This window comes from Aeromonas sp. TW 6, assembly GCF_013168745.1.
Taxonomy (GTDB): Bacteria; Pseudomonadota; Gammaproteobacteria; order Enterobacterales; family Aeromonadaceae; genus Aeromonas; species Aeromonas caviae.
The window spans coordinates 11,450-35,331 of record NZ_JABERS010000012.1 but is presented as its reverse complement, the minus strand read 5'-3'; the positions used below and the strand labels follow the sequence as shown (position 1 = coordinate 35,331).

General features: G+C 62.3%; 21 protein-coding genes. 9 read left to right on the top strand and 12 right to left on the bottom strand.

The features are described from left to right. Positions 1-111 precede the first annotated feature (111 nt). The 3 genes from HKD46_RS08110 to HKD46_RS08100 all read left to right on the top strand — a co-directional run bounded on the left by HKD46_RS08110 (position 112) and on the right by HKD46_RS08100 (position 3,641). A complete protein-coding gene (locus HKD46_RS08110) occupies positions 112-768 on the top strand; it encodes a Bax inhibitor-1/YccA family protein (protein ID WP_010675134.1) in 657 nt (218 codons plus the stop codon). Positions 769-1,032: 264 nt separating this feature from the next. Then, the gene (gene yccS / locus HKD46_RS08105) at positions 1,033-3,174 is read left to right on the top strand and encodes a YccS family putative transporter (protein ID WP_171865194.1); all 2,142 of its coding nucleotides are present in this window, start codon (positions 1,033-1,035) and stop codon (positions 3,172-3,174) included. Positions 3,175-3,296: 122 nt separating this feature from the next. Next, positions 3,297-3,641 carry a TusE/DsrC/DsvC family sulfur relay protein gene (locus HKD46_RS08100; protein WP_171865192.1) on the top strand — a complete coding sequence of 115 codons (345 nt, stop codon included), beginning with the start codon at positions 3,297-3,299 and terminating at the stop codon, positions 3,639-3,641. A gap of 114 nt (positions 3,642-3,755) precedes the next feature. Here the strand turns inward: HKD46_RS08100 and dedD are convergent, their stop codons facing one another. From dedD to HKD46_RS08065, 7 genes are all read right to left on the bottom strand, one after another. Beyond that, complete coding sequence (gene dedD / locus HKD46_RS08095) at positions 3,756-4,562, bottom strand: cell division protein DedD (RefSeq protein ID WP_069785214.1); 807 nt, start codon at positions 4,560-4,562, stop codon at positions 3,756-3,758. Between the two features lie 178 nt (positions 4,563-4,740). Next, the gene (gene folC, locus HKD46_RS08090) at positions 4,741-6,000 is read right to left on the bottom strand and encodes a bifunctional tetrahydrofolate synthase/dihydrofolate synthase (protein ID WP_171865190.1); all 1,260 of its coding nucleotides are present in this window, start codon (positions 5,998-6,000) and stop codon (positions 4,741-4,743) included. Between the two features lie 2 nt (positions 6,001-6,002). Continuing rightward, the gene (gene accD, locus HKD46_RS08085) at positions 6,003-6,866 is read right to left on the bottom strand and encodes an acetyl-CoA carboxylase, carboxyltransferase subunit beta (RefSeq protein ID WP_010675139.1); all 864 of its coding nucleotides are present in this window, start codon (positions 6,864-6,866) and stop codon (positions 6,003-6,005) included. Between the two features lie 119 nt (positions 6,867-6,985). Continuing rightward, on the bottom strand, positions 6,986-7,795 hold the full coding sequence (truA, locus tag HKD46_RS08080; protein WP_171865188.1) for a tRNA pseudouridine(38-40) synthase TruA: 810 nt from the start codon (positions 7,793-7,795) through the stop codon (positions 6,986-6,988). Positions 7,796-7,959: 164 nt separating this feature from the next. Beyond that, the gene (locus tag HKD46_RS08075) at positions 7,960-10,086 is read right to left on the bottom strand and encodes a FimV/HubP family polar landmark protein (RefSeq protein WP_171865186.1); all 2,127 of its coding nucleotides are present in this window, start codon (positions 10,084-10,086) and stop codon (positions 7,960-7,962) included. A 293-nt stretch (positions 10,087-10,379) separates the two neighbouring features. Then, on the bottom strand, positions 10,380-11,396 hold the full coding sequence (locus tag HKD46_RS08070; RefSeq protein WP_041214974.1) for an aspartate-semialdehyde dehydrogenase: 1,017 nt from the start codon (positions 11,394-11,396) through the stop codon (positions 10,380-10,382). 82 nt (positions 11,397-11,478) lie between these two features. Continuing rightward, positions 11,479-12,600 carry a 4-phosphoerythronate dehydrogenase gene (locus HKD46_RS08065; protein ID WP_103858298.1) on the bottom strand — a complete coding sequence of 374 codons (1,122 nt, stop codon included), beginning with the start codon at positions 12,598-12,600 and terminating at the stop codon, positions 11,479-11,481. Positions 12,601-12,850: 250 nt separating this feature from the next. On the opposite strand from HKD46_RS08065, the gene HKD46_RS08060 reads away from it, so the two are divergent. Beyond that, positions 12,851-13,573 (top strand): phosphatase PAP2 family protein, encoded by a 723-nt coding sequence (locus tag HKD46_RS08060; RefSeq protein WP_171865184.1) that lies wholly within the window; start codon positions 12,851-12,853, stop codon positions 13,571-13,573. A gap of 53 nt (positions 13,574-13,626) precedes the next feature. Here the strand turns inward: HKD46_RS08060 and HKD46_RS08055 are convergent, their stop codons facing one another. Next, complete coding sequence (locus HKD46_RS08055; RefSeq protein ID WP_010675145.1) at positions 13,627-14,448, bottom strand: MetQ/NlpA family ABC transporter substrate-binding protein; 822 nt, start codon at positions 14,446-14,448, stop codon at positions 13,627-13,629. Between the two features lie 340 nt (positions 14,449-14,788). On the opposite strand from HKD46_RS08055, the gene HKD46_RS08050 reads away from it, so the two are divergent. Next, positions 14,789-15,241: a VOC family protein gene (locus HKD46_RS08050; protein ID WP_069651436.1), complete on the top strand. Its 453-nt coding sequence runs from the start codon at positions 14,789-14,791 to the stop codon at positions 15,239-15,241. Between the two features lie 14 nt (positions 15,242-15,255). On the opposite strand, the gene HKD46_RS08045 is transcribed toward HKD46_RS08050, so the two are convergent. Next, positions 15,256-15,453: a hypothetical protein gene (locus HKD46_RS08045; RefSeq protein ID WP_010675148.1), complete on the bottom strand. Its 198-nt coding sequence runs from the start codon at positions 15,451-15,453 to the stop codon at positions 15,256-15,258. A gap of 220 nt (positions 15,454-15,673) precedes the next feature. Between HKD46_RS08045 and HKD46_RS08040 the strand changes: the two genes are divergently transcribed. After that, positions 15,674-16,213, top strand: a complete 540-nt coding sequence (locus HKD46_RS08040; RefSeq protein ID WP_171865182.1) for a hydrolase — start codon at positions 15,674-15,676, stop codon at positions 16,211-16,213. A gap of 5 nt (positions 16,214-16,218) precedes the next feature. Further along, on the top strand, positions 16,219-16,410 hold the full coding sequence (locus tag HKD46_RS08035; RefSeq protein WP_235673814.1) for a hypothetical protein: 192 nt from the start codon (positions 16,219-16,221) through the stop codon (positions 16,408-16,410). 18 nt (positions 16,411-16,428) lie between these two features. Here HKD46_RS08035 and modF read toward each other — a convergent pair whose 3' ends face one another. Together modF and ppsA are read right to left on the bottom strand one after the other, a co-directional pair. Next, positions 16,429-17,883, bottom strand: a complete 1,455-nt coding sequence (modF, locus tag HKD46_RS08030; protein WP_171865178.1) for a molybdate ABC transporter ATP-binding protein ModF — start codon at positions 17,881-17,883, stop codon at positions 16,429-16,431. A 118-nt stretch (positions 17,884-18,001) separates the two neighbouring features. After that, positions 18,002-20,374 carry a phosphoenolpyruvate synthase gene (gene ppsA / locus HKD46_RS08025; RefSeq protein WP_048207926.1) on the bottom strand — a complete coding sequence of 791 codons (2,373 nt, stop codon included), beginning with the start codon at positions 20,372-20,374 and terminating at the stop codon, positions 18,002-18,004. Between the two features lie 307 nt (positions 20,375-20,681). On the opposite strand from ppsA, the gene HKD46_RS08020 reads away from it, so the two are divergent. Next, positions 20,682-21,494, top strand: a complete 813-nt coding sequence (locus HKD46_RS08020) for a pyruvate, water dikinase regulatory protein (RefSeq protein WP_010675153.1) — start codon at positions 20,682-20,684, stop codon at positions 21,492-21,494. A 129-nt stretch (positions 21,495-21,623) separates the two neighbouring features. Here the strand turns inward: HKD46_RS08020 and HKD46_RS08015 are convergent, their stop codons facing one another. Next, entirely contained in the window at positions 21,624-21,899 is a 276-nt protein-coding gene (locus tag HKD46_RS08015; protein WP_010675154.1) for a hypothetical protein, read from the bottom strand. Positions 21,900-22,255: 356 nt separating this feature from the next. On the opposite strand from HKD46_RS08015, the gene HKD46_RS08010 reads away from it, so the two are divergent. Next, positions 22,256-23,632, top strand: coding sequence for an amino acid permease (locus tag HKD46_RS08010; RefSeq protein WP_171865176.1), 1,377 nt, complete (start codon positions 22,256-22,258; stop codon positions 23,630-23,632). The last annotated feature ends 250 nt before the right edge of the window (positions 23,633-23,882 follow it).

Below are 23,882 nucleotides of genomic sequence, written 5' to 3'. Positions count from 1 at the left end.
CAGGTGGGGTGGTGCTTGAAATCAGCGCTCGTCATCCACACATTCAGTGCATACAATGCGTTAACGAAGCACAACTGGTCGCTTCACCCCGGAAATCAAGAGGACATCAAGATGGATACCCGTTCTATCTACACTGGCACCCAGGGTGCCGTGCGCGACACCAACAAGGTGCTGCGCAACACCTACATGCTGCTCTCCCTCACTCTTGGCTTCTCAGCCGTGGTAGCCGGGGTAGCGACCGTCATGAACATGCCGCCCCTGCACTGGGCCGTGTTCCTCATCGGTGTCTACGGCCTGATGTTCCTGACCGAGAAGAACCGTGACAACGGCATGGGGCTGGTGTTCACCTTCGCCCTGACCGGCCTGCTGGGCTATAGCCTCGGCCCCATCATCAACATGTACATGAACAATGGCGGCGGCGAGATCGTGATGACGGCGCTGGGCGGTACAGCGCTCACCTTCTTCGGCCTGTCTGCCTATGCCCTGACCACCAAGCGGGACCTCTCCTTCCTCGGCGGCATGCTGTTCGTCGGGTTCTGGGTACTGCTGGTAGCCATGGTCGCCAACATCTTCCTGCAGATGAGCGCCCTGAGCCTGGCCCTGTCCGCCATGTTCATGCTCTTCTCCTCCGGCGCCATCCTGCTGACCACCCAGCAGATCGTGCGCGGCGGCGAGACCAACTACATCTCTGCCACCGTCACCCTGTATGTCTCCATCTACAACATCTTCCTGAGCCTGCTGAGCCTGCTTGGCGGCAACCGCAACTGATGGATGCTTGATATGCACAAGACCCCGCTTCGGCGGGGTTTTTATTGGCGCCCATTTCTGTCAGGATAAGTTGCAAATCAAGGATATGAAGCGAAGTGGCCCTGATCCAAATCAGGGCCGTTTCGTTATCGACGGGTTATGCTGTCGCTTTCGTTTCGCTCAAGGGTTGCCTTCATCCCATGCCCATGGACTTCTCAGGTTTATTGCGCCGTCTGCTGACCGACAGCCACATCGATTTCACCTCGTTCAAGGGTGGTGCCTAGCATGCCGATGGATTTCTCCGGCCTGCTGCGCCGGCTGCTGACAGACAGCCACATCTATTTCGCCCTCAAGGTCCTGCTCGCCATCGCGGGGCTGCTCGCCTTCGCGCTGGCTACCGGAGACATCCAGCTCACCGTGCTGCTCTCCCTCGGGGTGGTGGCCGGCGCCATCGCCGAGACCGACGACAGCCTCTGGGGCCGGGTCAAGAACCTCGCCATGACCCTGCTCTGCTTCCTGTTCGCCTCATTGTGCGTGCAGTATCTCTTCCCCACTCCTTGGCTCTTTGCCATCGGGCTCGCGGGCTCCACCTTTATCTTCGTCATGGTGGGTGCCCTCGGCCAACGCTACGCCACCATCAGCTTTGGTTCCCTGCTGATTGCCATCTACACCATGCTGGGGGCCGCCAAGGCGCCGGATCTCTTCTATCAGCCGCTGGCCCTGTGCGCCGGGGCCCTCTGGTACGGCCTGGTGTCCCTGGTCTGGCTCTGGCTGCTGCCCTACAAGACCCTGCACGAGCAACTGGCCCAGAGCTACTTCGCCCTCGCCCGCTACTTGCAGGAGAAATCCCGCTTCTTCCCGGCCGACGAACACGGCGCCCAGGCCATCCGCCACAATCTGGCCCAGCTCAACATCAACCTGGTCAATGCCCTGAACCAGGCCAAGACGGCGCTCAATGCCCGTCTTCATGCCCCCGGCCGCCACGGGGTTGCCCCCGAGCTCGCGGGCCTGCTGCGCCTCTACCTGCTTGCCCTGGAGATCCAGGAGCGGGCCACCTCCAGCCACTACCCCTACAGCAAGCTGGAAGCCGAGCTCAAGCAGGGCATCGTCCTCGACGGCTTCCAGGAGGTGCTGTCACAGCTTGCCGACGCCTGTCAGCAGCTTGGCTACGCCATCCTGGTGCACAAGCCCTACACCCACCACAAACGCATTCACTGGACCCTGGAGGCCCTCGGCGATCAGCTGGAGTTCACCCACCTCAAGCAGCACTACCCCAAGACCCTGCTGACACCGATGAAGTTCCTGCGTCGCAACCTGGCCAGCATCAACCAGTTGCTGCAAAGCGCCGAAGAGCTGCAAAACCCCGCCGCGCCCCCCACCAGCCTGCCTCCCCTGGCACGGCCGGTCGCCCTGCCCCTGCTGGCATTGCTCAGGCAGCACCTGACACCGAACTCCATGGTGTTTCGCCATGCCTTGCGGCTCTCCCTCGGGCTGGTCGTGGGCTATGGCATTCTGCAGGCGTTTCACCTGGACAAGGGGTACTGGATCCTGCTCACCGTATTGTTCGTCTGCCAGCCGAGCTACAGCGCCACCCGCCGTCGCCTGGTGCAGCGGATGCTCGGCACCTTCGCCGGTATCCTCATCGGCGTGCCCGTGCTCTGGTTCTTCCCCGAGCTGCACCTGCAACTGGGGATCATGGGGCTCGCCGCCTTCCTGTTCTTCACCCAGGTGCGTAGCAACTACAGCGCCGCCGTCTGCTTCATCACCCTCTACGTGCTGATGGCGTTCAACCTGCTGGATGGCATCGGCTTCGCCATCCTCGGACCCCGCTTGCTCGATACCCTGCTCGGCTGCCTGCTCTCCTACGCCCTGGTGGCCTGGCTCTGGCCCGACTGGCAATACAAGCGGTTGCCAACCCTTATCGCCAACTCCCTGTCCGCCAATGCGAAGTACCTCTCGGCGGTACTCGCCAGCCTGCATCGCCAACGGGATGAATCCCTGGACTACCGGGTGGCCCGCAAGTGTGCCCACCTCGCCGACAGCGAGCTGGCCATGGCCTGGCAGAGCATGCTGGTGGAGCCGAGCAAGCGCCGCCGCTTCCTGGATCTCTGCTTCACTCTCACCTGGCGCAACCATGCCCTGCTCTCCTATATCTCGGCACTCGGGGCCCATCGCGACAAACTCGAGCCCATCGAGGGGCTGGAGGAGATAAGCCGCCACATCAGCCAGACCCTGGAGCAGGCCGCCGGTCACCTGGCGGGGCAGATGCCGACGCCGCTGGCGGGAGCCTGTCCAACCATCGCTCCGGAGAGCAGCGAGGAGCAGCTGATGCTGAGCCAGCAGCTCTCCCTCATCAGCCAGTTGGCAGACGAGCTGTTGGTGCTGGCCAACGACGGCCAGTTGCTGACAGGTCAGGGGCGAACCTAGCCAGCCATAGCCGCCGGGCCAGTCCCACCCGAGGCAGGCGCCAAGCGCCGCCCCGGTTGCCGGACGGGACGCAAGGCGCTACCATGCCCGCCCCATTGAGATAGCCTTTTCGAGGAAGCGTCATGTCCGAGCCACACCATTTGCAGTTCAACGGCCAACTCATCGAGACCGATGCCCAGGGCTATCTGCGCCACAGCGAGCAATGGAGCGAGGCGCTGGCCCTGGTGCTGGCCGAGAAAGAGGGGATAGTGCTGGAGGATCCGCACTGGGAAGTGGTGCGTTTCGTGCGGGCCTTCTATCTGGAGTTCAACACCTCCCCCGCCATCCGCGCCCTGGTCAAGGCAATGGAAAAGCAGTATGGCCCGGAGAAGGGCAACAGCCGCTACCTCTACAAGTTGTTCCCGGAAGGCCCCGCCAAGCAGGCCACCAAGCTCGCAGGCCTCCCCAAGCCGGTGAAGTGCATCTAGGCCTCCTCGGCAGCCCGATAGCCCGATATCCACACTGCCTCCCCCGTGTTGGACACAAAAAAAAGACCGCGCCCATGTTGCCATGAGGCGCGGTCTTTTCATTTCATCATGCTGTCAGGGGTTGTAGGCCACCACGGAGCCGCTCAAGCCCGTCATCTGGCTGATCCGGCTCTGCATACCCTGCAACTTGGCCTTGGAGACATCCGGCCCGATGAAGACCCGGTTGATCTGCCCCTGCACCGGGGTTCTCGGCGACGTCTGGGCCGAGTAGCCCGCCGCCCTCAGCTTGCTCACCAGGGCATTGACGCTGTCTGCATTCTTGAAGGCGCCGAGCTGCAGGATCCAGCTCCCCTGAGCCGGGGCTGCTGCTGCCGGTGCCGTAGTCGGCTGGGCCATCTTGCTCGCGATGAGATCATCCATGGTCTTGATCTGGCCCGCCTGCGGCTTGGCCTCCACCGGTTTTTGCACCTCTACCGGCTTGGTTGGCACCGGCTTGGGTTTGGGCTGCTCCACCGGTTTCTTGGCGATCACTTCCGGCTTGGGCTCGGGTTTGGGCTGGGGCTTGGGTTGCGCCACGGCCTGTACCGGCTGCTGCTGGGTGATGGGAGCCTGACTGGCTCCCGCTGGATTGGCTCCCCCCTGATTGGCCAGGGTCACGGTATCGCCAATCTCCTCTACCTGCCACTGGGTCGCGGCAGAGGCCTGCTGCTGACTCGCCAGATGCTCGGCCGGCAGGGTGCTCGCCGCCGAGACCTGAAGCGCAGGTTTGGCGGGCTCCAGCTCCGGACGCAGGGGGATCTTGGCGAAGGCCTCGTCCTTCTGCTCCAGCTTGTTGCCGTCCATCAGGTCCGGCAGAAAGATGACCACCAGGGCGACCAGGATGACGGTCCCCACCAATCTGTTTTGAAACTTCGAAGCCAAGTTAATTTCCACCCATGTTACTTAGGATCCATTGCAATCTTGCACACTTCGCAAAGAACGCCTCCCCTCACGCCGGCTGGCGAAGCCGAGTCCCTCGCCACCCACTTGGCCTGAAAGGGGATTATCCAGTGCAAAACCCGGCCCGTCGTCACGTTGACGGAGCAGGGGAGCGAACGGCTCAGACCGAGCCCAGAGCCAGCACGTCGGCGACAGTGTAAAACGAGCCGAACACAATGACCATATCGTCAGGACTCGATGCGGCCAAGGCGGCGCCGTAGGCATCCCCCACGCAGGCAAAGGTGAGCGCCACGCCCCGGCCGCCGCCAAGGGCCGTCGCCAACTGGTCGGCCGTGGCCGCGCGCGGGCCGTGGAGGCTTGCCAGGAACCACTCGTCAATCAGACCGCCAAGCTCGGCCAGCGACCCCGCCATGTCCTTGTCCTTGAGCATGCCAACCACGGCGCGGCGCTTGCCCTTGCCGGGGAGCTGGCGCAACTGGCTGGCGAGATAGGCCGCAGAGTGGGGATTGTGGGCCACGTCGACGATGACCAGCGGCGAGGTTTGCAACTGCTGCATCCGGCCAGCCAGGCGGGCATTGGCCAGGCCGTCGCGGATGGCGGACTCCGCCAATGGCAGACCGAGGGACTCCAGGGCCGCCAGCACGGTGACCGCATTCATCAGCGGCAGGGCCGGTTTGGGCAATCCCGACCAGTGGTGCAGGCCGTGATAATCCCAGTCACCTTCATGCTCGTCACCACGAAAATCGATGCCGACCTGACGCAGGCAGGCGCCGAGGCGCGCCGCTTCGCTTGCGATGGTCGACGGCGGATTGGGCTCCCCGCTGATGGCGGGTTTACCTTTGCGATAGACGCCAGCCTTCTCCACCGCCACCGCCTCCCGGGTATCCCCGAGCCAGTCGCAGTGATCCAGGGCAATGGAGGTGATCAGGGCGACGTCCGATTCCACCACATTGGTGGCGTCGAGCCGCCCCCCCAGCCCCACTTCCAGCAAGAGCACATCGGGCGCGGCGCGACGAAACAGCCACAGACCCGCCAGGGTGGCGAACTCGAAGAAGGTGAGGGCGATGTCGCCCCGGGCGGCTTCCACCTCGGCAAAGGCCGCGCAGTGATCGCCATCGGCCAGCTCCTGGCCATTGACGCGCACGCGCTCGGTAAAGCGCAGCAGATGGGGGGAGGAGTAGACACCGACCCGGTAGCCGGCGGCCATCAGGATGCTGGCCGCCATGGCGCAAGAGGAGCCTTTGCCGTTGGTGCCCGCCACCGTGATCACCTTGAACGGCAGTTCGGTGAGGCCCATGCGGCGGGCAACCGTGCCGACCCGCTCCAGCCCCATGTCGATGTTGGCCGGGTGGATCTGCTCCAAATAAGAAAGCCAGTCGACCAGCGACCGGCTTTGGGATTGTTGCATGTGTGAACTCATCTTCAGTCTTCGATGACCTGAGTGTTCATCAGCTTGGCCAGCAGACCGGCCAGACGGTTGCGCATTTCGCGCCTGTCGATGATGAGATCGATGGCACCCTTCTCCAGCAGGAACTCGGAGCGCTGAAAGCCTTCCGGCAGTTTCTCGCGCACGGTCTGCTCGATGACGCGAGGGCCGGCAAAGCCGATCAGCGCCTTGGGTTCGCCTACGTTGATGTCACCCAGCATGGCCAGACTCGCGGAGACGCCACCCATGGTGGGGTCAGTCAGCACGGAGATGAAGGGCAGGCCCGCCTTGGTGAGGCGATCTAGGGCCGCACTGGTCTTGGCCATCTGCATCAGGGAGAACAGGGCTTCCTGCATCCGCGCACCACCGGAGGTGGAGAAGCAGACCAGGCCGCGGCCCTCCTTGATGCTCTCCTCGACGGCACGCACGAAGCGGGCACCGACCACGGAGGACATGGAGCCCCCGATGAAGGAGAACTCGAATGAACAGGCGACGACCGGTACCCCCTTAAGGGTCCCCTTCATCACCACCAGCGCATCCTTCTCGCCCGTCTCTTTCTGGGCGGCAGACAAACGATCCTTGTAGCGCTTGGAATCCTTGAATTTCAGGATGTCTTGCGGCTCCAGCTCGGCCGCGACTTCGCTGCGTCCCTCGGCGTCGAGGAAGCTCTCGAGACGGGCACGTGCGCTGATGCGCATATGATGGTCACACTTGGGGCACACTTCGAGATTGCGCTCCAGCTCTGCCCGGTAGAGCACCTGTTCGCAAGCAGTACACTTTGTCCACACCCCTTCCGGAATGTTGTGACGACGCGGTGTGGTGATCTTGCTCTTGGGAAGGATCTTCTCAAGCCAGCTCATGGAATTCCTTAATGCATTTGTGCCTGACAAAACACATCGAGCCTTGATTGTTCAATGACTTAACGGCTCGATGGCAATAAACGACGGATCATTAAACCACAAATTTTCGGGCCCAGTTACTAAAAACTGGTCGTACCCGGTGCCGAGTCCGGCAGCCACAGCGGGCCGAGGGGCGGCCGGGGCAACCCGAATTCGGCCGGGTAATCCACATCCACCAGATAGAGGCCGCCCGCCTTGGCGGTCGGGCCCGCCAGGTTGCGATCCTTCGCCGCCAGCACCTCGGCAATCCACTCCACCGGTTGAAGCCCCTGCCCCACCAGCAGCAGGGAGCCGGTGATGTTGCGCACCATGTGGTGCAGGAAGGCGTTGGCCTTGATGTCGAGCACTATATAGGGGCCGGAGCGGCTGACGCACAGGTGGGTCACGTTGCGCCAGGGGGTGTTGGACTGGCAGGCGACGGCCCGGAAGGTGCTGAAGTCGTGCTCGCCCAGCAGGGACTGGCCGGCCTGGTGCATCAGCTCGGCGTCGATGGTTTCGTGGTAGTGGCTGACGCCTTGGCCCAGGATCGCCGGGCGGTAGTTGTGGTTGTAGATGACGTAACGGTAGCGACGGGCGGTGGCGCTGAAGCGGGCGTGGAAGTGCTCGTCCACCTCCTTGACCCAGCGCACGGCGATGTCAGGGGGCAGGTTGGAGTTGAGCCCCAGGGTCCAGGCCCCCTCGGCGCGATTGGACTCGGTATCGAAGTGGATCACCTGGCCGGTGGCGTGCACCCCCGCATCGGTGCGACCGGCACACTGGATGGAGACGGGGTGGTTGGCGATGCGGCTGAGGGCTTTTTCCAGCTCCTCCTGGACGCTGATCACTTCGCGCTGACGCTGCCAGCCGAAATACCGGCTGCCGTCATATTCAATACCTAGGGCAATTCGCATGGATAACGGTGTCTTCTGATGAAAGGATGCGGTGAAAGAAACGGGGCGGATTATACGCGCTCGGGCTCAAAAGTCCCAGACCGTGGAGGCGGCGGCACTCGTGACCATGAAAGAGAGGGCAGCCCGCAGGCTGCCCTCTTGGTTCGTTCGCCGGCAAACGGCCCTTATCCCAGGCGCTTGAGCAGCTTCTGTGCCTCGGCACGCTGGTGTTCGCTGCCCTGGGCAGCGGCCTCTTCCAGCAACTCCCGGGCGCTCTCCTTGTCGTCGATCTCGAGGTAGGCCCGGGCCAGATCCAGCTTGGCCCCCACCCCGCCGTCATCGGCATCCACATCAAAGCCGTTGGACTCCGGCAGCACCTCGGGGAAACCGTCCAGCCCCACATCCAGGGAGAAGCCCTGATAGGGTTCCTGCTCCGTGCTGCTGGCATCGGCATCGGCCAGCAGCTTGTCGATTTCAACGAAGTCGCTGTCTTGCACCTGCTCGCGGGGTTTCACCTCCCCCTGATGGGACTCCACCTCGGCGAAGGCATCCTCGAAGTCCGCCAGGGCCAGCTCGCTGGGATCCCACTCGGACGCCGTCGGCTTGGTGGGCTCCAGCCCGAGCTCGGCCAGCATGTCGTCCACATCGTCCTTGCCAAACCCCGTCTCGTCGATGTGCGGCGCCTTGGTGGCAAGCTCATCGTCGGTCGGCTCGCCAAACCCGGTCTCTAGATCGCTCAGATCGAAGTTGGCCAGTGTCTCGTCACGCTGGCTGCGGCTCTCCTCCTGGGCCTGGGCCAGATCCGCTTCCAAATCCGCGTCCAGCTCGGCAAACAGGGCGGCCTGCAGCTCCTCCTCGGTCATGATCTCGTCATGACCACGAGCAGAGGAGGCGGGCTCGTCGGAGAGATCGAGTTCCGGCACCACGGGCAGATCGAAGTCCCCCTCGTGGGCCAGATCCAGCTCGGGCACCAGATCCGGATCCCGGTTCGCCGTCGTCACCGCAGGCTCCACATCAAAAGCGGAGAGCGCCGTCTCGTCATCCCGGAAGATGACATCGGCGGCAGCACTGGCGCCATCTTGCTTCCTGCTCACTTCCGGCTCGTTGAGATCCGGCATGCCATGGAGGGGCTCGTCATCCGCGATGCCCACCGTCATCAGCTGATCGAACTCGCTGCTCTCGTCCCCCATCACCATGGAGGTCGATTCGGACAGGCTCTTCTCCTGCTCTTCCAGCTCGCGGCGCGCGCGGGCCCGCAGCCAGAGCGTGACCAGGGCAAGCACCAGGAGCACCGGCAGCAGGATGATCATGGCGAGATTGAGCGGCGAAGAGAGCAGCTCCATCAGCCAGCTCTGTTTGGGCACCGGCGCCACCACGGGAGGCGTCGGATTGGCCTTGAGTTCCGCCACCTCTTTTTGCAGGGCGGTCTGATCCTGCAACTGCGCCTTGAGGGTCTCCACCTCTTCGGTCAGGGCTTGCAGACGCAGCTTGAGCCTGTGGTTCATCTCGGTGACCTGGCCGAGCTGGGCGTTGGCATCTTCCAGGGCCAGCGCCATCTCGGTTGAGGGTTTGCCCACCGCAGTGGCGGGCAGGGGCGCCGGCGCCGTGCTGACGGCGCTGCTCGCAGCAGCGCTCACCACCACGGGGGTGGAGACAGCCGCCTTGGCGGTCTCCTTCACCTCGGGGGCAGGAGCCGTCGCCTTGGGTGCCGCCGGGATCGGCGCCGCCTTGGGCGGTGTATTCTTGGCCACCACAGCCGGCTTGGCCGGAGCAGGCTTGCTCGCCACCGGCTGGGCGACATGGGATTGCTTGTTGGCCAGGTATTTGGGGCTCAGCCCCTTCCAGCTCGCGTTGTCGCTGTTGAAGCGACGGCGTGCTTCGGCATCCGTGATGCGCCCCGCCTCTGCGGCGGTGGGCAGCAGGATGTGGGAACCCACCAGAATATGGTTGATGTTGCCGTCTGCGAAGCTTCGGGGGTTCTTGTCATAGATGGCCACCATGGTCTGGTAGACGCTTACCCGGTTGGACGGGCGATGCTTGCTCGCCAGACTCCAGAGGGTATCGGTGGGACGCACGGGACCATAACTGCCAGCCGACGCAGCAGGCACCTGACGCACGATGGGCTGGGCTCTGGGCAGGGTGACGGGCGCCACGGGCTGGGCCCAGGGCTCTGGTTGCACCGCGGGGGGCGGTGAGCCATCCGGTCCCTTGAGTTCGACAAAGAAGGGTTCTCGCGCCCCCTCTTCGGCCTGAACCGTGCCCAGAAGCCCCAATGCGAGTAGCGTTGCCAGCGTTATGCGGGAATGTCCCATATTCGTTCCTTCGTATGACGGCCCTATCACATTGAAAAATCTGGATAGTTACCCCAAAACAATCGGCTCAATATAAATCAGGCGCCGGTCTCAAGCCAGCGATCCGACATATTTCGCGCCCGGCGGCGGCCAGAAAGCAGCCCCAGACGCGAACCAGAGTGTAGAAAAAAACCTAGTCCACTGATATCACACGGTATTCCAAAAACCGGAGAGTGGGTTCCCGGTCACATACCGGGGCCAGGGCGCCCACATCAAGGCGGGGTTCCCTCCCCGCCCGGGGCCGACATCCGGCCTCAGAGGTAGTCGCGTACCAGCAGTTCGGCAATCTGCACGCTGTTGGTTGCCGCGCCCTTACGAACGTTATCGGCCACGATCCACATATTGATACCACTCGGATGAGAAATATCCTGGCGTACCCGCCCGACCATCACATCATCCTGACCGGTGGCATCGCGCACCGGGGTCGGGTAGTCCCCTTCATCATCAAACAGGGTGACGCCCGGGGCATTGCGCAGCAGCTCCTTGACCTGCTCGGCGTCCAGCGGCTGATGCAGCTCCACATGGACCGCCTCGGCGTGACCGTAGAAGACCGGTACCCGCACGCAGGTGGGGTTCACGGCGATGCTGGCATCCCCCAGAATTTTCTGGGTCTCCCACACCATCTTCATCTCTTCTCGGGTATAGCCGTTGTCGGTGAAGGCATCGATCTGCGGGATCAGGTTGAAGGCGATCTGCTGCGGATAGAGGGTCGGCTCCACCGGACGGCCGTTGAGCAGGTGGGCGGTCTGGCCCGCCAGCTCGCTCACCCCTTCCTTGCCGGAACCGGAGACGGACTGGTAGGTCGCCACGTTGATGCGACTGATGCCTACCTCATCGTGCAGGGGCTTGAGGGCCACCAGCATCTGGATGGTGGAGCAGTTGGGGTTGGCGATGATGTTGCGGTTGCGAAAATCGGCCAGCGCGTCCGGGTTCACTTCCGGAATGACCAGGGGAATGTCCTCGTCGTAGCGGAAGCAGGAGGTGTTGTCGATGACGATGCAGCCGTGCTCGGCGGCGATGGGCGCCCATTTGGCCGAGACCTCGGCACCGGCGGAGAAGAGTGCGATCTCCACCTGGCTCCAGTCAAAGGCCTCCACATCAAGGATGTCGACGTTCTTGCCGCCAAAACGCACCGTGTCCCCAGCGCTGCGACTGGAGGCGAGCGGATAGAGGGTCGCTACCGGGAAGGCGCGCTCCTCCAGGATCTCGATCATGGCCTGACCCACGGCGCCGCTGGCACCCAATACCGCTACGTTGAATTGCTGACTCACTGATCTGTTCTCCTGTGATGCGGCCCGTCGGGGCCGGGGGAGGCGCCGCCTGGGCAAGCCCCTCCCCTTGTTGAAATCGGGTTTATTGCTCCGAGACGGCAAAGCCCAGTCGGGCCAGTCTGTCGTCGGCGAAGGGCCCTTTCAGTTGCAGGGCACCAAGTTCGCGCCGCTCGGGGTAGCGCTTGCGCTGCTCATCGAAGCTGCCGGGCAGCCCGATCCGGTTGCGAAAACGGGCGTCGTCCCGGCGCACGTCATAAACAAGGTGGACAAGCTGCTTGATGAGCGCCTGATCCGCTGGCTGCCCCGGCGTTAGCTCGCGCACCTCTGGGGCAGGCAGCAGGGATTGCAGATCCTGGCGCGGGGTGCGCCCCAGTTGCCGGCACAGCGCCTCATAGAGCATCCAGGTGCCACGGGCCTTGCCTTCCAGGCTGTAACCGGCGATGTGCGGGGTGGCTAGCTCGGTATGGGGCACCAGTTCATTGAGGGGCTCCGGCTCTCCTTCCCAGACGTCCATCACCAGTCGCAGGGGATGGGGTCCCTGCTGGCGGACAAGCAGGGCACGGTTGTCCCACACCTCGCCGCGGGATGCGTTGATGAGGATCTGCCCGGCCGGACGCTCGGCGATCTCCTCGGCTCCCAGCAGGTGGAAGGTGGCCTCATCCCCTTCACGAAGATAGGGGACATGGAAGCTGACGATGTCGGCATCCAGGGCAGTGCGGTAATCCACGAAGTCGCCAGCGGCGCCGCTACGGGCCAGGGGCGGGTCGCAGCGCAGCACCTTCATCCCGAGCGCCTCGGCCTTGCCGGCCACGCTCTCGCCGGTGTTGCCAGCGCCGATGACGGCGAGGCTCATCTCGCTCAAGGTCAGCTCATGGCGTTCCGCCAGAACCAGCAGGGCGGAGAGCACGTAGTCCCCCACCGACACCTTGTTGCAGCCGGGGGCGCTGAAGAAGGGAATGCCCCGCGCCGCCAGCAGCCCCTGATCGATGTGATCCGTGCCGATGGTGGCCGTGCCGACAAACCCCAGCCTGGGGCAACTCGCCAGGAGCGCTTCGTTGACCCGGGTCACGGAGCGCACCAGCAGCACATCCGCCTCTTGCAGATCCGCGGCCTTTATTTCTCGTCCCGGCAGGGGAACCACTTCACCAAATTCCGCAAACAGCTCCACCGCATGGGGCATATTTTCATCAACGACGATCTTCATCGGCACGCATCTCGTCCACAAGGGCCACAGGCGCGCCATTCTAGCCCAAACGCGGCGGATTTTCAGAGGCTTGTTGGCAGACCTCCCTACGGCCATCTTTCCGCCTTCCGGCCTCAGGTGCGGGCACGATGCCCGGCGGCATCATATGTAACAGCCTGTTGCCCTCGCCCCCTTCGCCTTGACCAGAGCAACCTGACTGGCACAATGACGCCTCTTTTTAGCCGCTCGCGCCACCGAACCGGACCCCTTGATGCCGACTCACGCCTCTTCGTTGCCACGCCGCAAGGTGCTTCATTTCAATGCCCTCCTGCTCCTCCCCCTGCTGCTGCTCGTCTGCCTGCCCTGGCAGCCGTTCATGACCCAGGCCCTGCAATCGGGCTGGCTATGGTGGCCCTACGCTCTCACCCGCATGGTGGACTCGCCGGGGCTGGTCTTCACCATCGCCGCCCTGCTGCTGCTCACAAGACACAAGCTGACGCTGGACGGTCGCGCCCTGCTGGCGCTGGCTGGCGCCCTCTTTGCCGTGCTGGCGAGCGACTGGGTCATCAAGAGCCTCATCAAGCTGCTGACCGAGGAGCCCAGGCCCTACCTCATCTGGCTGGAGAGCCAGGAGCTGATCCCCGCCATCCGCCAGTTCTATGGGGGAAGCCAGGCCCTTCGCAGCGAACAGGTCCACGCCGCGACCCAGTTGCTGGCGCTGCCCGCCTGGCTCGGCCAGCACTGGCAGGCAGAGGTCAACTACGCCTTTCCCTCCGGTCACAGCATCGCCGCCATGAGCCTCGCCCAGTTCTTCGGCCTGATCTGGCTGGCCCGGGCACCCGCCGGGGCCTGGCTGCTGCCACTCTGGGCCATCGGGATCGGCCTCTCGCGCACCCTTATCGGCATGCACTGGCCCCTGGATGTGCTGGCAAGCGCCCTGCTTGGCAGCCTTACCGCCCTCCTGGCCGCCCGCTGGTGGTTGCGCCACTACTGACCTCCAATAAAAAACGGGCACCTGGGTGCCCGTTTTTATCGCTTGTACGCCACTCACCCCTTCTGCTGCCAGCCCTCGGGATACTTGTAGCCGACGAAGCGCTTGGCGGCATAAGCCTTGAATTCGGGGGAGTTGTAGGCGGCCGCCACATCCTTGGCGAACGGCTTGCCCGCATCAGCGCTCTTGACCACCACCCAGTTGATGAAGTCATAGCTGCGCTCGAGGAAGAGGCCGGAGCTGAACGGGATCCCGCTTGAGGCGGCAAAGTTGCCGTTGATGACGGAGAAGTCCACATCCTCACGGGAGCGCGGCAGCTGCGCCGCTTCCAGCAGCACCAGCTTGAGGTTGTGGGGGTTCTTCACCACGTCGAACTCGCTCGCCTTGAGGGGATTGATCCCCTCCTTGAGGCTCAGCCAGCCTAGATCCTGCAACATCAGCAGTGCCCGCGCCTGGTTGGTGGGATCGTTCGGGATGGCGACCGTGCTTCCCTCTTTCACCGCCTTCAGATCCCCCAGCTTGCCGGCGTAGAGCCCCATGGGACCGGTCGGTACCTGGGTGATGGGCGCCAGAGAGAGACCCCGGTCTTTGGCGAAGCTCTCCAGATAGGGCTTGTGCTGGAAGCAGTTGACGTCAAGCGACCCGTCCGCCAGGGCGATATTGGGGGTCACGTAATCGGTGAACTCCACCAGTTTGACCTTGTAGCCCTTGGCTTCGAGCTGCGGCTTGATGGCGTCGGTGACCATGTCGGCAAAGTCGCCAACCGTGGTGCCGATGACGATCTCTTTCTTCGCCTCATCGATGGCAAAGGCGGACAGCGGCAGGCTGCTGGCGAGCAGCGCCAGGGCGGAAAGGGTGAAGAAGGAACGACGTTGCATAAAAACTCCCTGTCAACATGATCATCAAAACGGTGAGCGGTCGGGGGCGCGAACATGCAGTCAACGCACAACCATCTAGCCATCCAAACGGCTAACTGAGCACACCATAACAGAGCTCGTAGCCTTCGCCAAGCAACAAAACCGGGCAAGCTTGGCCAGCACGAAGCAAAGCGCATCCCGCAACTGGATGAAAAATCTTTGACGGAGCACGCAGTTATGCGCCTTGCCCTCTCCCTGCCTGGCGTCAAACTGGCTTATTGTGGTCATTCGATACCCATTTCAACGGTTCCCATGAGGGCCTGATGGGCTGTTCTACACCCAGGCAACACAAGGAGTCACCGTGTTCGATCATGTTGAAATCAAGGTGGTGCGTTTTGACTCCTGTCAGCACTTCTACGCCACTGTGCTGGCTCCTCTTTTGATAGAACTCAAATGGTCTGATGAGGCGGCGGCCGGTTTTGGCCTGATGGGCCGCGATCACGTGGGCTTCCTGATTGAGCGGGGGCAGCAGGGCGCCTCCTGCCATCTCGCATTCAGGGCCGACGACGCGACACAGGTGGATGCGTTCCATCACGCGGGGATCAAGGCAGGCTTTGCCTGCAATGGGTTGCCGGGACTACGTCCCCACTATGCCCCCAATTACTACGCCGCCTTCCTGGGCGATCCCGATGGCAGCAACATCGAGGCGATGACCTACATTGAGTCCTCACACGCCGCAAACACATCGCAGCACTGTGCCACCCAGCAAAAGGCCCTGCATTCGGTGAATCCAGGGCCTGAGAAGTACACGTAATGAGTCGGGTTAGATTATTTGACCGCCTTGCTGGCGTTCTCCAAGGCCTGCTTCTCGGCGGCGTTCATGATGGACGCCTGGCGGTTTTGCTCGGCCTGGTAGCAGGCGTCCTTGCTGATCCCTTGCGCCTGGCATTCCGCCATGCGTTGTGCCGGGCTGGCGCAACCGGCCAAAAGGCCAGCCAGGGAGACGAACAGGATTATCTTCTTCATGGTACTTCTCATCGTTAATGGAAAATCGTCCAACTACGCAGTAGCGGGTTGATGCGTCGCCCCTTGTCATGCACACCACAACTGAGAAAACGGGCTCCATGACGCGCATCCTAGTGTCCCCCACGCCGTCGGTCAGCTCACAATTTGTATCAAGATGTACGCGAGAATGGCTCCCAGGATGGCGCTGTATCTCATCCGCAACGGAGAAAGGAGACAAAAAATGCACAAACACCATCACCCAGGCCTGCTGGTGGTCGATATCCAGGGCAAGCTGGCCCGCCTGGTCGAAGAGAGCGACGCCCTGATTGCCAATACCGCCAGGCTGGTGCAAGGGGCCAGGGTGCTGGGGCTGCCGGTTGTCTGGCTGGAGCAGAACCCGGACAAGCTCGGTGCCACCGTGCCCGAATTGCAATCGCTGCAGGCAGGCGATCTTGTGCTGCCCAAATACAGCTTCGGCGCCCTGGGGGAGCCCACTGTGGCGACCGCGTTGGCCGAGAGTGGGATCGAGCATTGGCTGGTATGTGGCATCGAGACCCATATCTGCGTCTACCAGAGCGTGCTGGGACTTCTGGCCAGCGGCGCCCGGGTCTCGCTGGTGGTGGATGCGGTGTCGTCTCGCACCCTTGCCAACCGGGATCTCGCCATCGCTCAGCAGGCGGCCCGGGGCGCCGCCCTCACCTCGGTGGAGATGTGCCTCTATGAGCTGATGGGGGACTGCCGCCATCCGGCATTTCGCCAGATCCTCTCCCTGGTGAAATGACCGCCATGATGGACAATATGGCGCCCTTTCTGTTCGCCCTCATCGCCTTCGGGGCGGCATTCATGGTGACTGTGACGGGGATGGCCGCCACCCGTCACTATCTGGCCTGGCTCTGGCTGGGGATCATGCTCTTCTTCGGGCTGTGGTGGACGCTGCTGGGGATGCCGCCGCTCCTCACCGAACCGGCCCCTCTCTGACCATGCCGCCCGGACGGCTCAGCTCCCCAGACGCTCCTGCAGATAGTCGTATCCTTCCCCCTCCCTTGGCACGAAGCTCAGCCTGTGGGTCAGACCGGGGGGCGCATCATCGGCATGATGGGAAACGAACAACAGCTGGGTTCCCTCGCCCACGAGGCGCGCTACCATCTCCCGCACCAGGTGACGGTTGAGGGGATCCAGTCCCTGCAGGGGTTCGTCCAGGATGAGCAGCGGCGGATGCTTGACCAGGGCACGGGCGATCAGCACCAGTCGCTGCTGACCGAAAGAGAGAGAGTGGAAAGGCTGCGCCCCCTGATCGGCCAGCCCCAGCAGGGCCAGCCACTGGTTGGCCAGCGCCAGCTGACGATCCCCCGGCCGGGTATAAAGCCCGATGGAGTCGTAGAAACCGGAGAGGATCACTGTCTGCACCGGGCAGCTGACACGATAGTCCAGATGCAGCGCCGGGCTCACGAGCCCGATGTGGCGCTTGATCTCCCAGATGCTCTCGCCGCTGCCCCGCCGCCGTCCGAACAGATGGAGCTCATTGTTGTAACCTTGCGGGTGATCTCCGGTGATGAGGGAGAGCAGGGTCGACTTGCCAGCGCCATTCGGTCCCACCAGTTGCCAGTGCTCCCCCTCGTCAATGGTCCAGTCGAGCCCATCGATGATCACCTGATCCCCGTAAGCGATACGCATGGCTTTCATGACGACCCGAGGGCCGGGAGGCAGGGGCTCGGGGGTCGTCAGCGGTGGCGGCAAACGGGGGGATACCGTTTCGGCGCGTGCCAGCTGGGCAACCTCCTGGCTGCCGAGCACCGCCTCGCGCTCCCCCGCCAGCAGCAGACGACACTCGCCGAGCAGGCCGAGGTGAGTGGCAAAGGGGGGGATCTCGTCAAAACGGTTGACGATCACCACCAGGCGCAGCCCCTCTGACACCAGGTCGGCCAGCAACATCATCAAAGAAGCCCTGGCCCCCTGATCCAGACCATCGAAGGGTTCGTCCAACACCAGCAGTTCGGGTCGCCCCAGCAGGGCCAGGGCCAGCAGCAGCTTGCGCCCCTCCCCGCTCGAGAGGTAGCGATAGGGGCGCTCCCACAGGGATTCAATGCCAAAACGGGCCAGCAGCGCGCGGGCCTCATGCTCCTCACCCCCTGCCTCCAGCATCAGGGTCGATACCCGATACCCCGCCTCCTCCTCTTCCCCCAGCATGTCGGTATTGCGCCGCTGCCAGTCCAGCTCCCCCAGCTGTTGCTGCGACTCGAACGAGAGTCGCTCGGCCCGGACTCGACCCGATACCGCTCCGGCACGCACGACCAGCTCGCCCCACAGGGCCGACGCCAGCGCCGTCTTGCCGCTGCCGTTGCTGCCGACGAAGGCCCAGCAGGCCTGCGGGGTGAGACAGAGTTCGGGAATAACCAGGGTGTGGTGGCCACGCAGGGCCAGGGTGGCGGATTGCCACTGCAATGAGGTCATGGGATCGTCCTGTGATGGGTGCGGAGCGCCTTGCGCATTCCCCTTGTAACAGAAAAAGGGGGGCGCAGACAAAAACGGCGCCATTGCGGCGCCGTGTCATCAAAAAGCGGGGACGGGTTTAACCGGCCTTGTGCTGCTCGGCCAGATAGAGCCAGGTGTCGACCACGGTATCCGGGTTGAGCGACACGGAATCGATCCCCTGCTCGACCAGCCAGGCGGCGAAGTCCGGGTGATCGGACGGCCCCTGGCCGCAGATCCCCACGTACTTGCCCGCCTTGCGGGCGGCGGCGATGGCCATGGCCAGCAGTGCCTTGACCGCCTCGTTGCGCTCGTCGAACAGGTGGGCGATGAGCCCGGAGTCCCGATCCAGCCCCAGAGTCAACTGGGTCATGTCATTGGAGCCGATAGAGAAGCCGTCGAAGTGCTCAAGGAATTTGTCCGCCAGCAGCGCATTGGAGGGCAGCTCGCACATCATGATGACTTTCAGGCCGCGCTCGCCACGGCGCAAGCCGTTCTCAGCCAGTATCTCCACCACCTGCTCCGCCTCACCCAGGGTACGCACGAAGGGGATCATCACCTCGACGTTGGTCAACCCCATGACATCCCGCACCCGTTTCATCGCCTCGCACTCGAGGGCGAAGCAGGGGCGGAAGCTGTCGGCGATGTAGCGCGACGCACCACGGAAACCGATCATGGGGTTCTCTTCATGGGGTTCGTAACCACGGCCCCCCACCAGGTTGGCGTACTCATTGGACTTGAAGTCCGACATCCGCACGATGACCCGCTCAGGCCAGAAGGCGGCCGCCAGGGTAGCGATCCCTTCCGTCAGCTTGGCTACGTAGAACTCCCTGGGGCTCTCGTAGCCCGCGATCATCCTGGTGATGGTGGCCTGGAGTTCCGGGGTCTGCTGATCGAACTCCAGCAGCGCCTTGGGGTGGACCCCAATCATGCGGTTGATGATGAACTCGAGGCGGGCCAGGCCCACGCCGGCATTCGGCAACTGGGCAAAATCGAAGGCTCTGTCCGGATTGCCGACGTTCATCATGATCTTGATGGGCAGGCGCGGCATGTTGCCCACCTCGGTCACCGCCACGTCAAAGTCGAGCTCGCCGTCATAGATGAAGCCGGTATCCCCTTCCGCACAGGAGACGGTGATGAGCTGACCATCCTGGATGTGGTCGGTGGCGTTGCCGCAACCCACCACTGCCGGAATGCCAAGCTCCCGGGCGATGATGGCGGCGTGACAGGTGCGTCCACCCCGGTTGGTGACGATGGCGGAAGCGCGCTTCATGATGGGCTCCCAATCCGGATCCGTCATGTCGGTGACCAGCACATCGCCGGGCTGCACTTCATCCATCTGGCTGATGGAGGAGATGACACGGGCCGGACCCGCGCCAATCTTGTGGCCGATGGCGCGCCCCTCGATCAGCACCTTGCCGGTTTGCTTGAGGGCAAAGCGCTCGAGGGTATTGGCTTCCTGGCGGCTACGCACGGTTTCCGGACGGGCTTGAACGATGTAGAGCTTGCCATCCTGACCATCCTTGGCCCACTCGATGTCCATCGGACGACCGTAATGCTGCTCGATGATGAGGGCCTGCTTTGCCAGGGCCATCACTTCCTCGTCCGTGATGCAGAAGCGGTTGCGCTCGGCATCGGTGGTGTCGACCACCTTCACCTGACGGCCATGACCGGCATCCCCGGAGTAGGTCATCTTGATGAGCTTGGAGCCCAGCGTCTTGCGCACCACGGCGGGGCGCCCGGCCTTGAGGGTCGGCTTGTGCACATAGAACTCGTCCGGGTTGACGGCCCCCTGCACCACCATCTCGCCCAAACCCTGGGCGCCGGTGATGAAGACCACGTCGTTGAAGCCGGATTCGGTATCCAGGGTAAACATGACGCCTGAGGCAGCGAGATCCGAGCGCACCATACGCTGTACCCCGGCGGAGAGAGCGACCCCCTTGTGGTCATAGCCCTGATGGACCCGGTAGGAGATGGCGCGATCGTTGAACAGAGAGGCAAACACATGCTTGATGGCAGTCATGACGGCATCGATACCGCGCACGTTGAGGAAGGTCTCCTGCTGACCGGCAAACGACGCATCCGGCATGTCTTCCGCAGTGGCAGAGGAGCGCACGGCAAAGGATGCCTCGAGCCCGGCGCTCAGCTTGTCATAGGCCTCGCGCACCGCCTGCTCCAGAGCGGGCTGGAAGGGTGCTTCCACCACCCAGTCGCGGATCTGCTGACCGGCCCGGTTGAGGGCGGCGATGTCATCCACATCCAGACTGTCGAGCAGGTCATGGATCTTGCCGTTGAGGCCGCTTAACTCCAGAAACTCGTTAAACGCAAAGGCCGTGGTCGCAAACCCGCCCGGCACGGACACGCCGGCCCCCGAGAGGTTGCTGATCATCTCGCCAAGGGATGCATTCTTGCCGCCGACGCGTTCAACGTCCTGCATACCTAGCTGTTCGTACCAGAGTACGTACTGTTGCATTTGCATGTCTCCAGGTTGGGGGGCCAGGGTGACAATTCACCTGCTGTGCCAAGTCGTGTGTTTTTGTTAGTGTCTGTTGTCAACGACCATGAAAACGTTTTCTATTTATTGTCAAAAAAATCCCCGAGCAAGAGTTGGGGATGGTCGTTTGACACAGGCATTCTACAATAGCGACACAAAAAGGTAACGACTCAGGTTTGCAAGCGAGTTCACAACTTGGGCATGGCAGATCTGTTGACAAAAACGATATGGTTTCGAGAGATACTTATTTCTCGCCGCCCTCTGGAGCGCACCACAGGAGTCCGCAGTGCACACCGTATTCTATGTATCCGACGGCACCGCCATCACCGCCGAAGTCTTCGGCCACGCCGTGTTGAGCCAGTTTCCCCTGGCCTTCGAACAGGTCACCATCCCCTTTGTCGAGACCCAGGAGAAAGCGCGCCAGGTACGGGCACGCATTGATGAGCAGTTTCGCCAGACCGGGGTGCGCCCCATCCTGTTTCACACCATCGTCGACCCCATGGTGCGTGAAGAGGTGCTCAAGGCCCAGGCCAGCAGCCACGATTTTCTCAACACCTTCGTGAGCCCTCTCGAACAGGAGCTCGGTATCAAGGCCGAACCCAGGTTGCATCGCACCCATGGCATGGAAAACCGCAAGCTTTACGACGATCGCATCGAGGCGGTCAACTTTGCGTTGGCCAACGACGATGGCATCACCACCAGGGAGTATGACGAGGCAGACATCATCCTCATCGGGGTCTCCCGTTGCGGCAAGACACCGACCAGCCTCTATCTGGCGCTGCAATTTGGCATTCGCGCCGCCAACTATCCCTTTATCGAGCAGGACATGGGATCGCTGGAGCTGCCCGCCGCCCTCAAGGCCAATCGCCACAAATTGTTCGGCCTCACCATCATGCCGCAGCGGCTGCACGAGATCCGCAACCAGCGCCGCGCCAACAGCCGCTACTCCTCGCTTGATCAATGCAAACAGGAGCTGGCCAGCGTCGAGAGGCTGTTCCGCCAGGAGGCGATCCGCTTCCTCGATACCAGCTCCCACTCGGTCGAGGAGATCAGCGCCAAGATCCTGGAAGCAACCGGCCTTCGCCGCCAGCTCTGCTAACCTTCAAGGCTGTGACAGCACAACGCACCATGAAATAGATGAGTGGCAAGATAACGAAACAGAAGAACAGGATGAAAAAATGATGCCAGCATCATCGCTGGCATCCCATCACTCGCGGGGCAAGCAGGCTCAGGGCTTGTTGAGTTCCTTGTTGTTCATCAACATGCCGTGAAAATGGATGAGTCCCCTGCCCTTGCGGACTCGCTCGCTCAGCCAGCAGGCTGGCACCATCCCCATCCCGGCAGCAAGGATGAGCACCATGGCGATGTGGTTCACCAGGTAATCCGCTCCCAACCAGCCCCAGACAACAAGGCTGCTCATCGCCATCGTCAGCAACATGGGGGATAGCCAGATCCCGAGCCAGAGCACGGCCATCACCAGGCCACCGACTATACGCTCCATCATATGAGTCCCTTTTTATCAAAGGGCAACAAGGCCATAAAAACCGGACTGAGTCAATAGATTAAAATCCACCCGAACACAAAACCAGCAACCACTCTCAAAACCCCTTTCCAGATCATGAAAAACCTGAACATTGCCCACAAAGCAAACCAATGATGAGGAAAACAGGTGCACAAGCGGTCGATTATCACTATTCTGCTCGGGTTGGTAGCCGCCATAAAAAACAGTGCGCGGCAAACCGTAACGATATTAATACGGATTTCGTCACGTTTTCGGCACAAGATGCCGCGCCGGGCACAGGAGGTGCCACGGCAGACGAGGCGCGAGACGAGTGAATTCAGCGACGTAAGGAAGGAAGAATGGATCTTCAACAAGACGGCGAAGAGCTCAAGCGCGGCCTGAAAAACCGCCACATCCAGCTCATCGCGCTGGGCGGTGCCATCGGCACCGGCCTGTTCCTCGGCATTGCCGACACCATCAAGATGGCGGGCCCTGCGGTGCTGCTTGGCTACGCCATCGGTGGCTTCATCGCCTTCCTCATCATGCGCCAGCTCGGCGAGATGGTGGTGGAAGAGCCGGTGGCCGGTTCATTTAGCCACTTCGCCTACAAATACTGGGGCGACTTCGCCGGCTTCGCCTCCGGCTGGAACTACTGGGTGCTCTATGTTCTGGTGAGCATGGCGGAGCTGACGGCGGTCGGCATCTACGTGCAGTACTGGTGGCCCGAGATCCCGACCTGGATGTCGGCGGCCTTCTTCTTCGTGCTGATCAACGCCATCAACCTCACCAACGTCAAGGCGTTCGGCGAGATGGAGTTCTGGTTCGCCATCATCAAGGTGGTCGCCATCCTCGGCATGATAGGGTTCGGCGGTTACCTGCTGTTTTCCGGCACCGGCGGCCCCGAGGCCACGGTCAGCAACCTCTGGGCCCAGGGCGGCTTCTTCCCCAATGGCGTCGGCGGGCTGGTGATGGCCATGGCCTTCATCATGTTCTCCTTCGGTGGTCTGGAGCTGGTCGGCATCACGGCGGCGGAAGCGGACAATCCCGAGAAGAGCATTCCCAAGGCCACCAACCAGGTGATCTATCGCATCCTGATCTTCTACATCGGTGCCCTGACCGTGCTGCTCTCCCTCTATCCCTGGGGCAAGGTGGTCGAAGGCGGCAGTCCGTTCGTGATGATCTTCCACGCCTTGGACAGTAACCTGGTGGCCAACGTGCTGAACCTGGTGGTACTGACCGCTGCGCTCTCCGTCTACAACAGCTGTGTCTACTGCAACAGCCGCATGCTGTTTGGTCTGGCCAAGCAGGGCAACGGTCCCAAGGCGCTGCTCAAGACCAACAAGAGCGGTGTTCCCCTGACCGCCATCACCATCTCGGCGGCGGCCACCTTGCTGTGCGTGCTGATCAACTACCTGATCCCGGGCAAGGCTTTCGGCCTCTTGATGTCTCTGGTGGTCTCCGCCCTGGTCATCAACTGGGCCATGATCAGCCTCGCCCACCTCAAGTTCCGCAAGGTCAAGGCGGCCGAGGGGGTTGAACCCAAGTTCAAGGCGTTGTGGAGCCCGTTTGGCAACTACCTCTGCCTCGCCTTCATGGCCGCCATCCTGGTGATCATGTACATGAACGACGGCACCCGCATCTCGGTCGAGCTGATCCCGGCCTGGGTCCTGGTACTCGGTATCGGCTATCTGCTCAAACAGAAGAGCCAACGCAAGCTGGCGACCAACCTGGGCTAGGCATCATCCCTCTCCAGCAAAAATGCCGGTCACTGACCGCAATGCTGTTCAGATAAGCACTTTTTTGACTGATTATTCATAAATTGGATTTGAGTTGAGGGGGCAAGGCTGTGTCCAGTCGATCTTCCTCCAGCCTTTATCCAGCGGGGCTTGCAATAGAAAGAGGGAGGCATCATGCCTCCCTCGATTTTTTGTCCTGATACTACGTGGACTGGAACTCAAATTCTCTTAAGTGAACAGCATTGCGGTC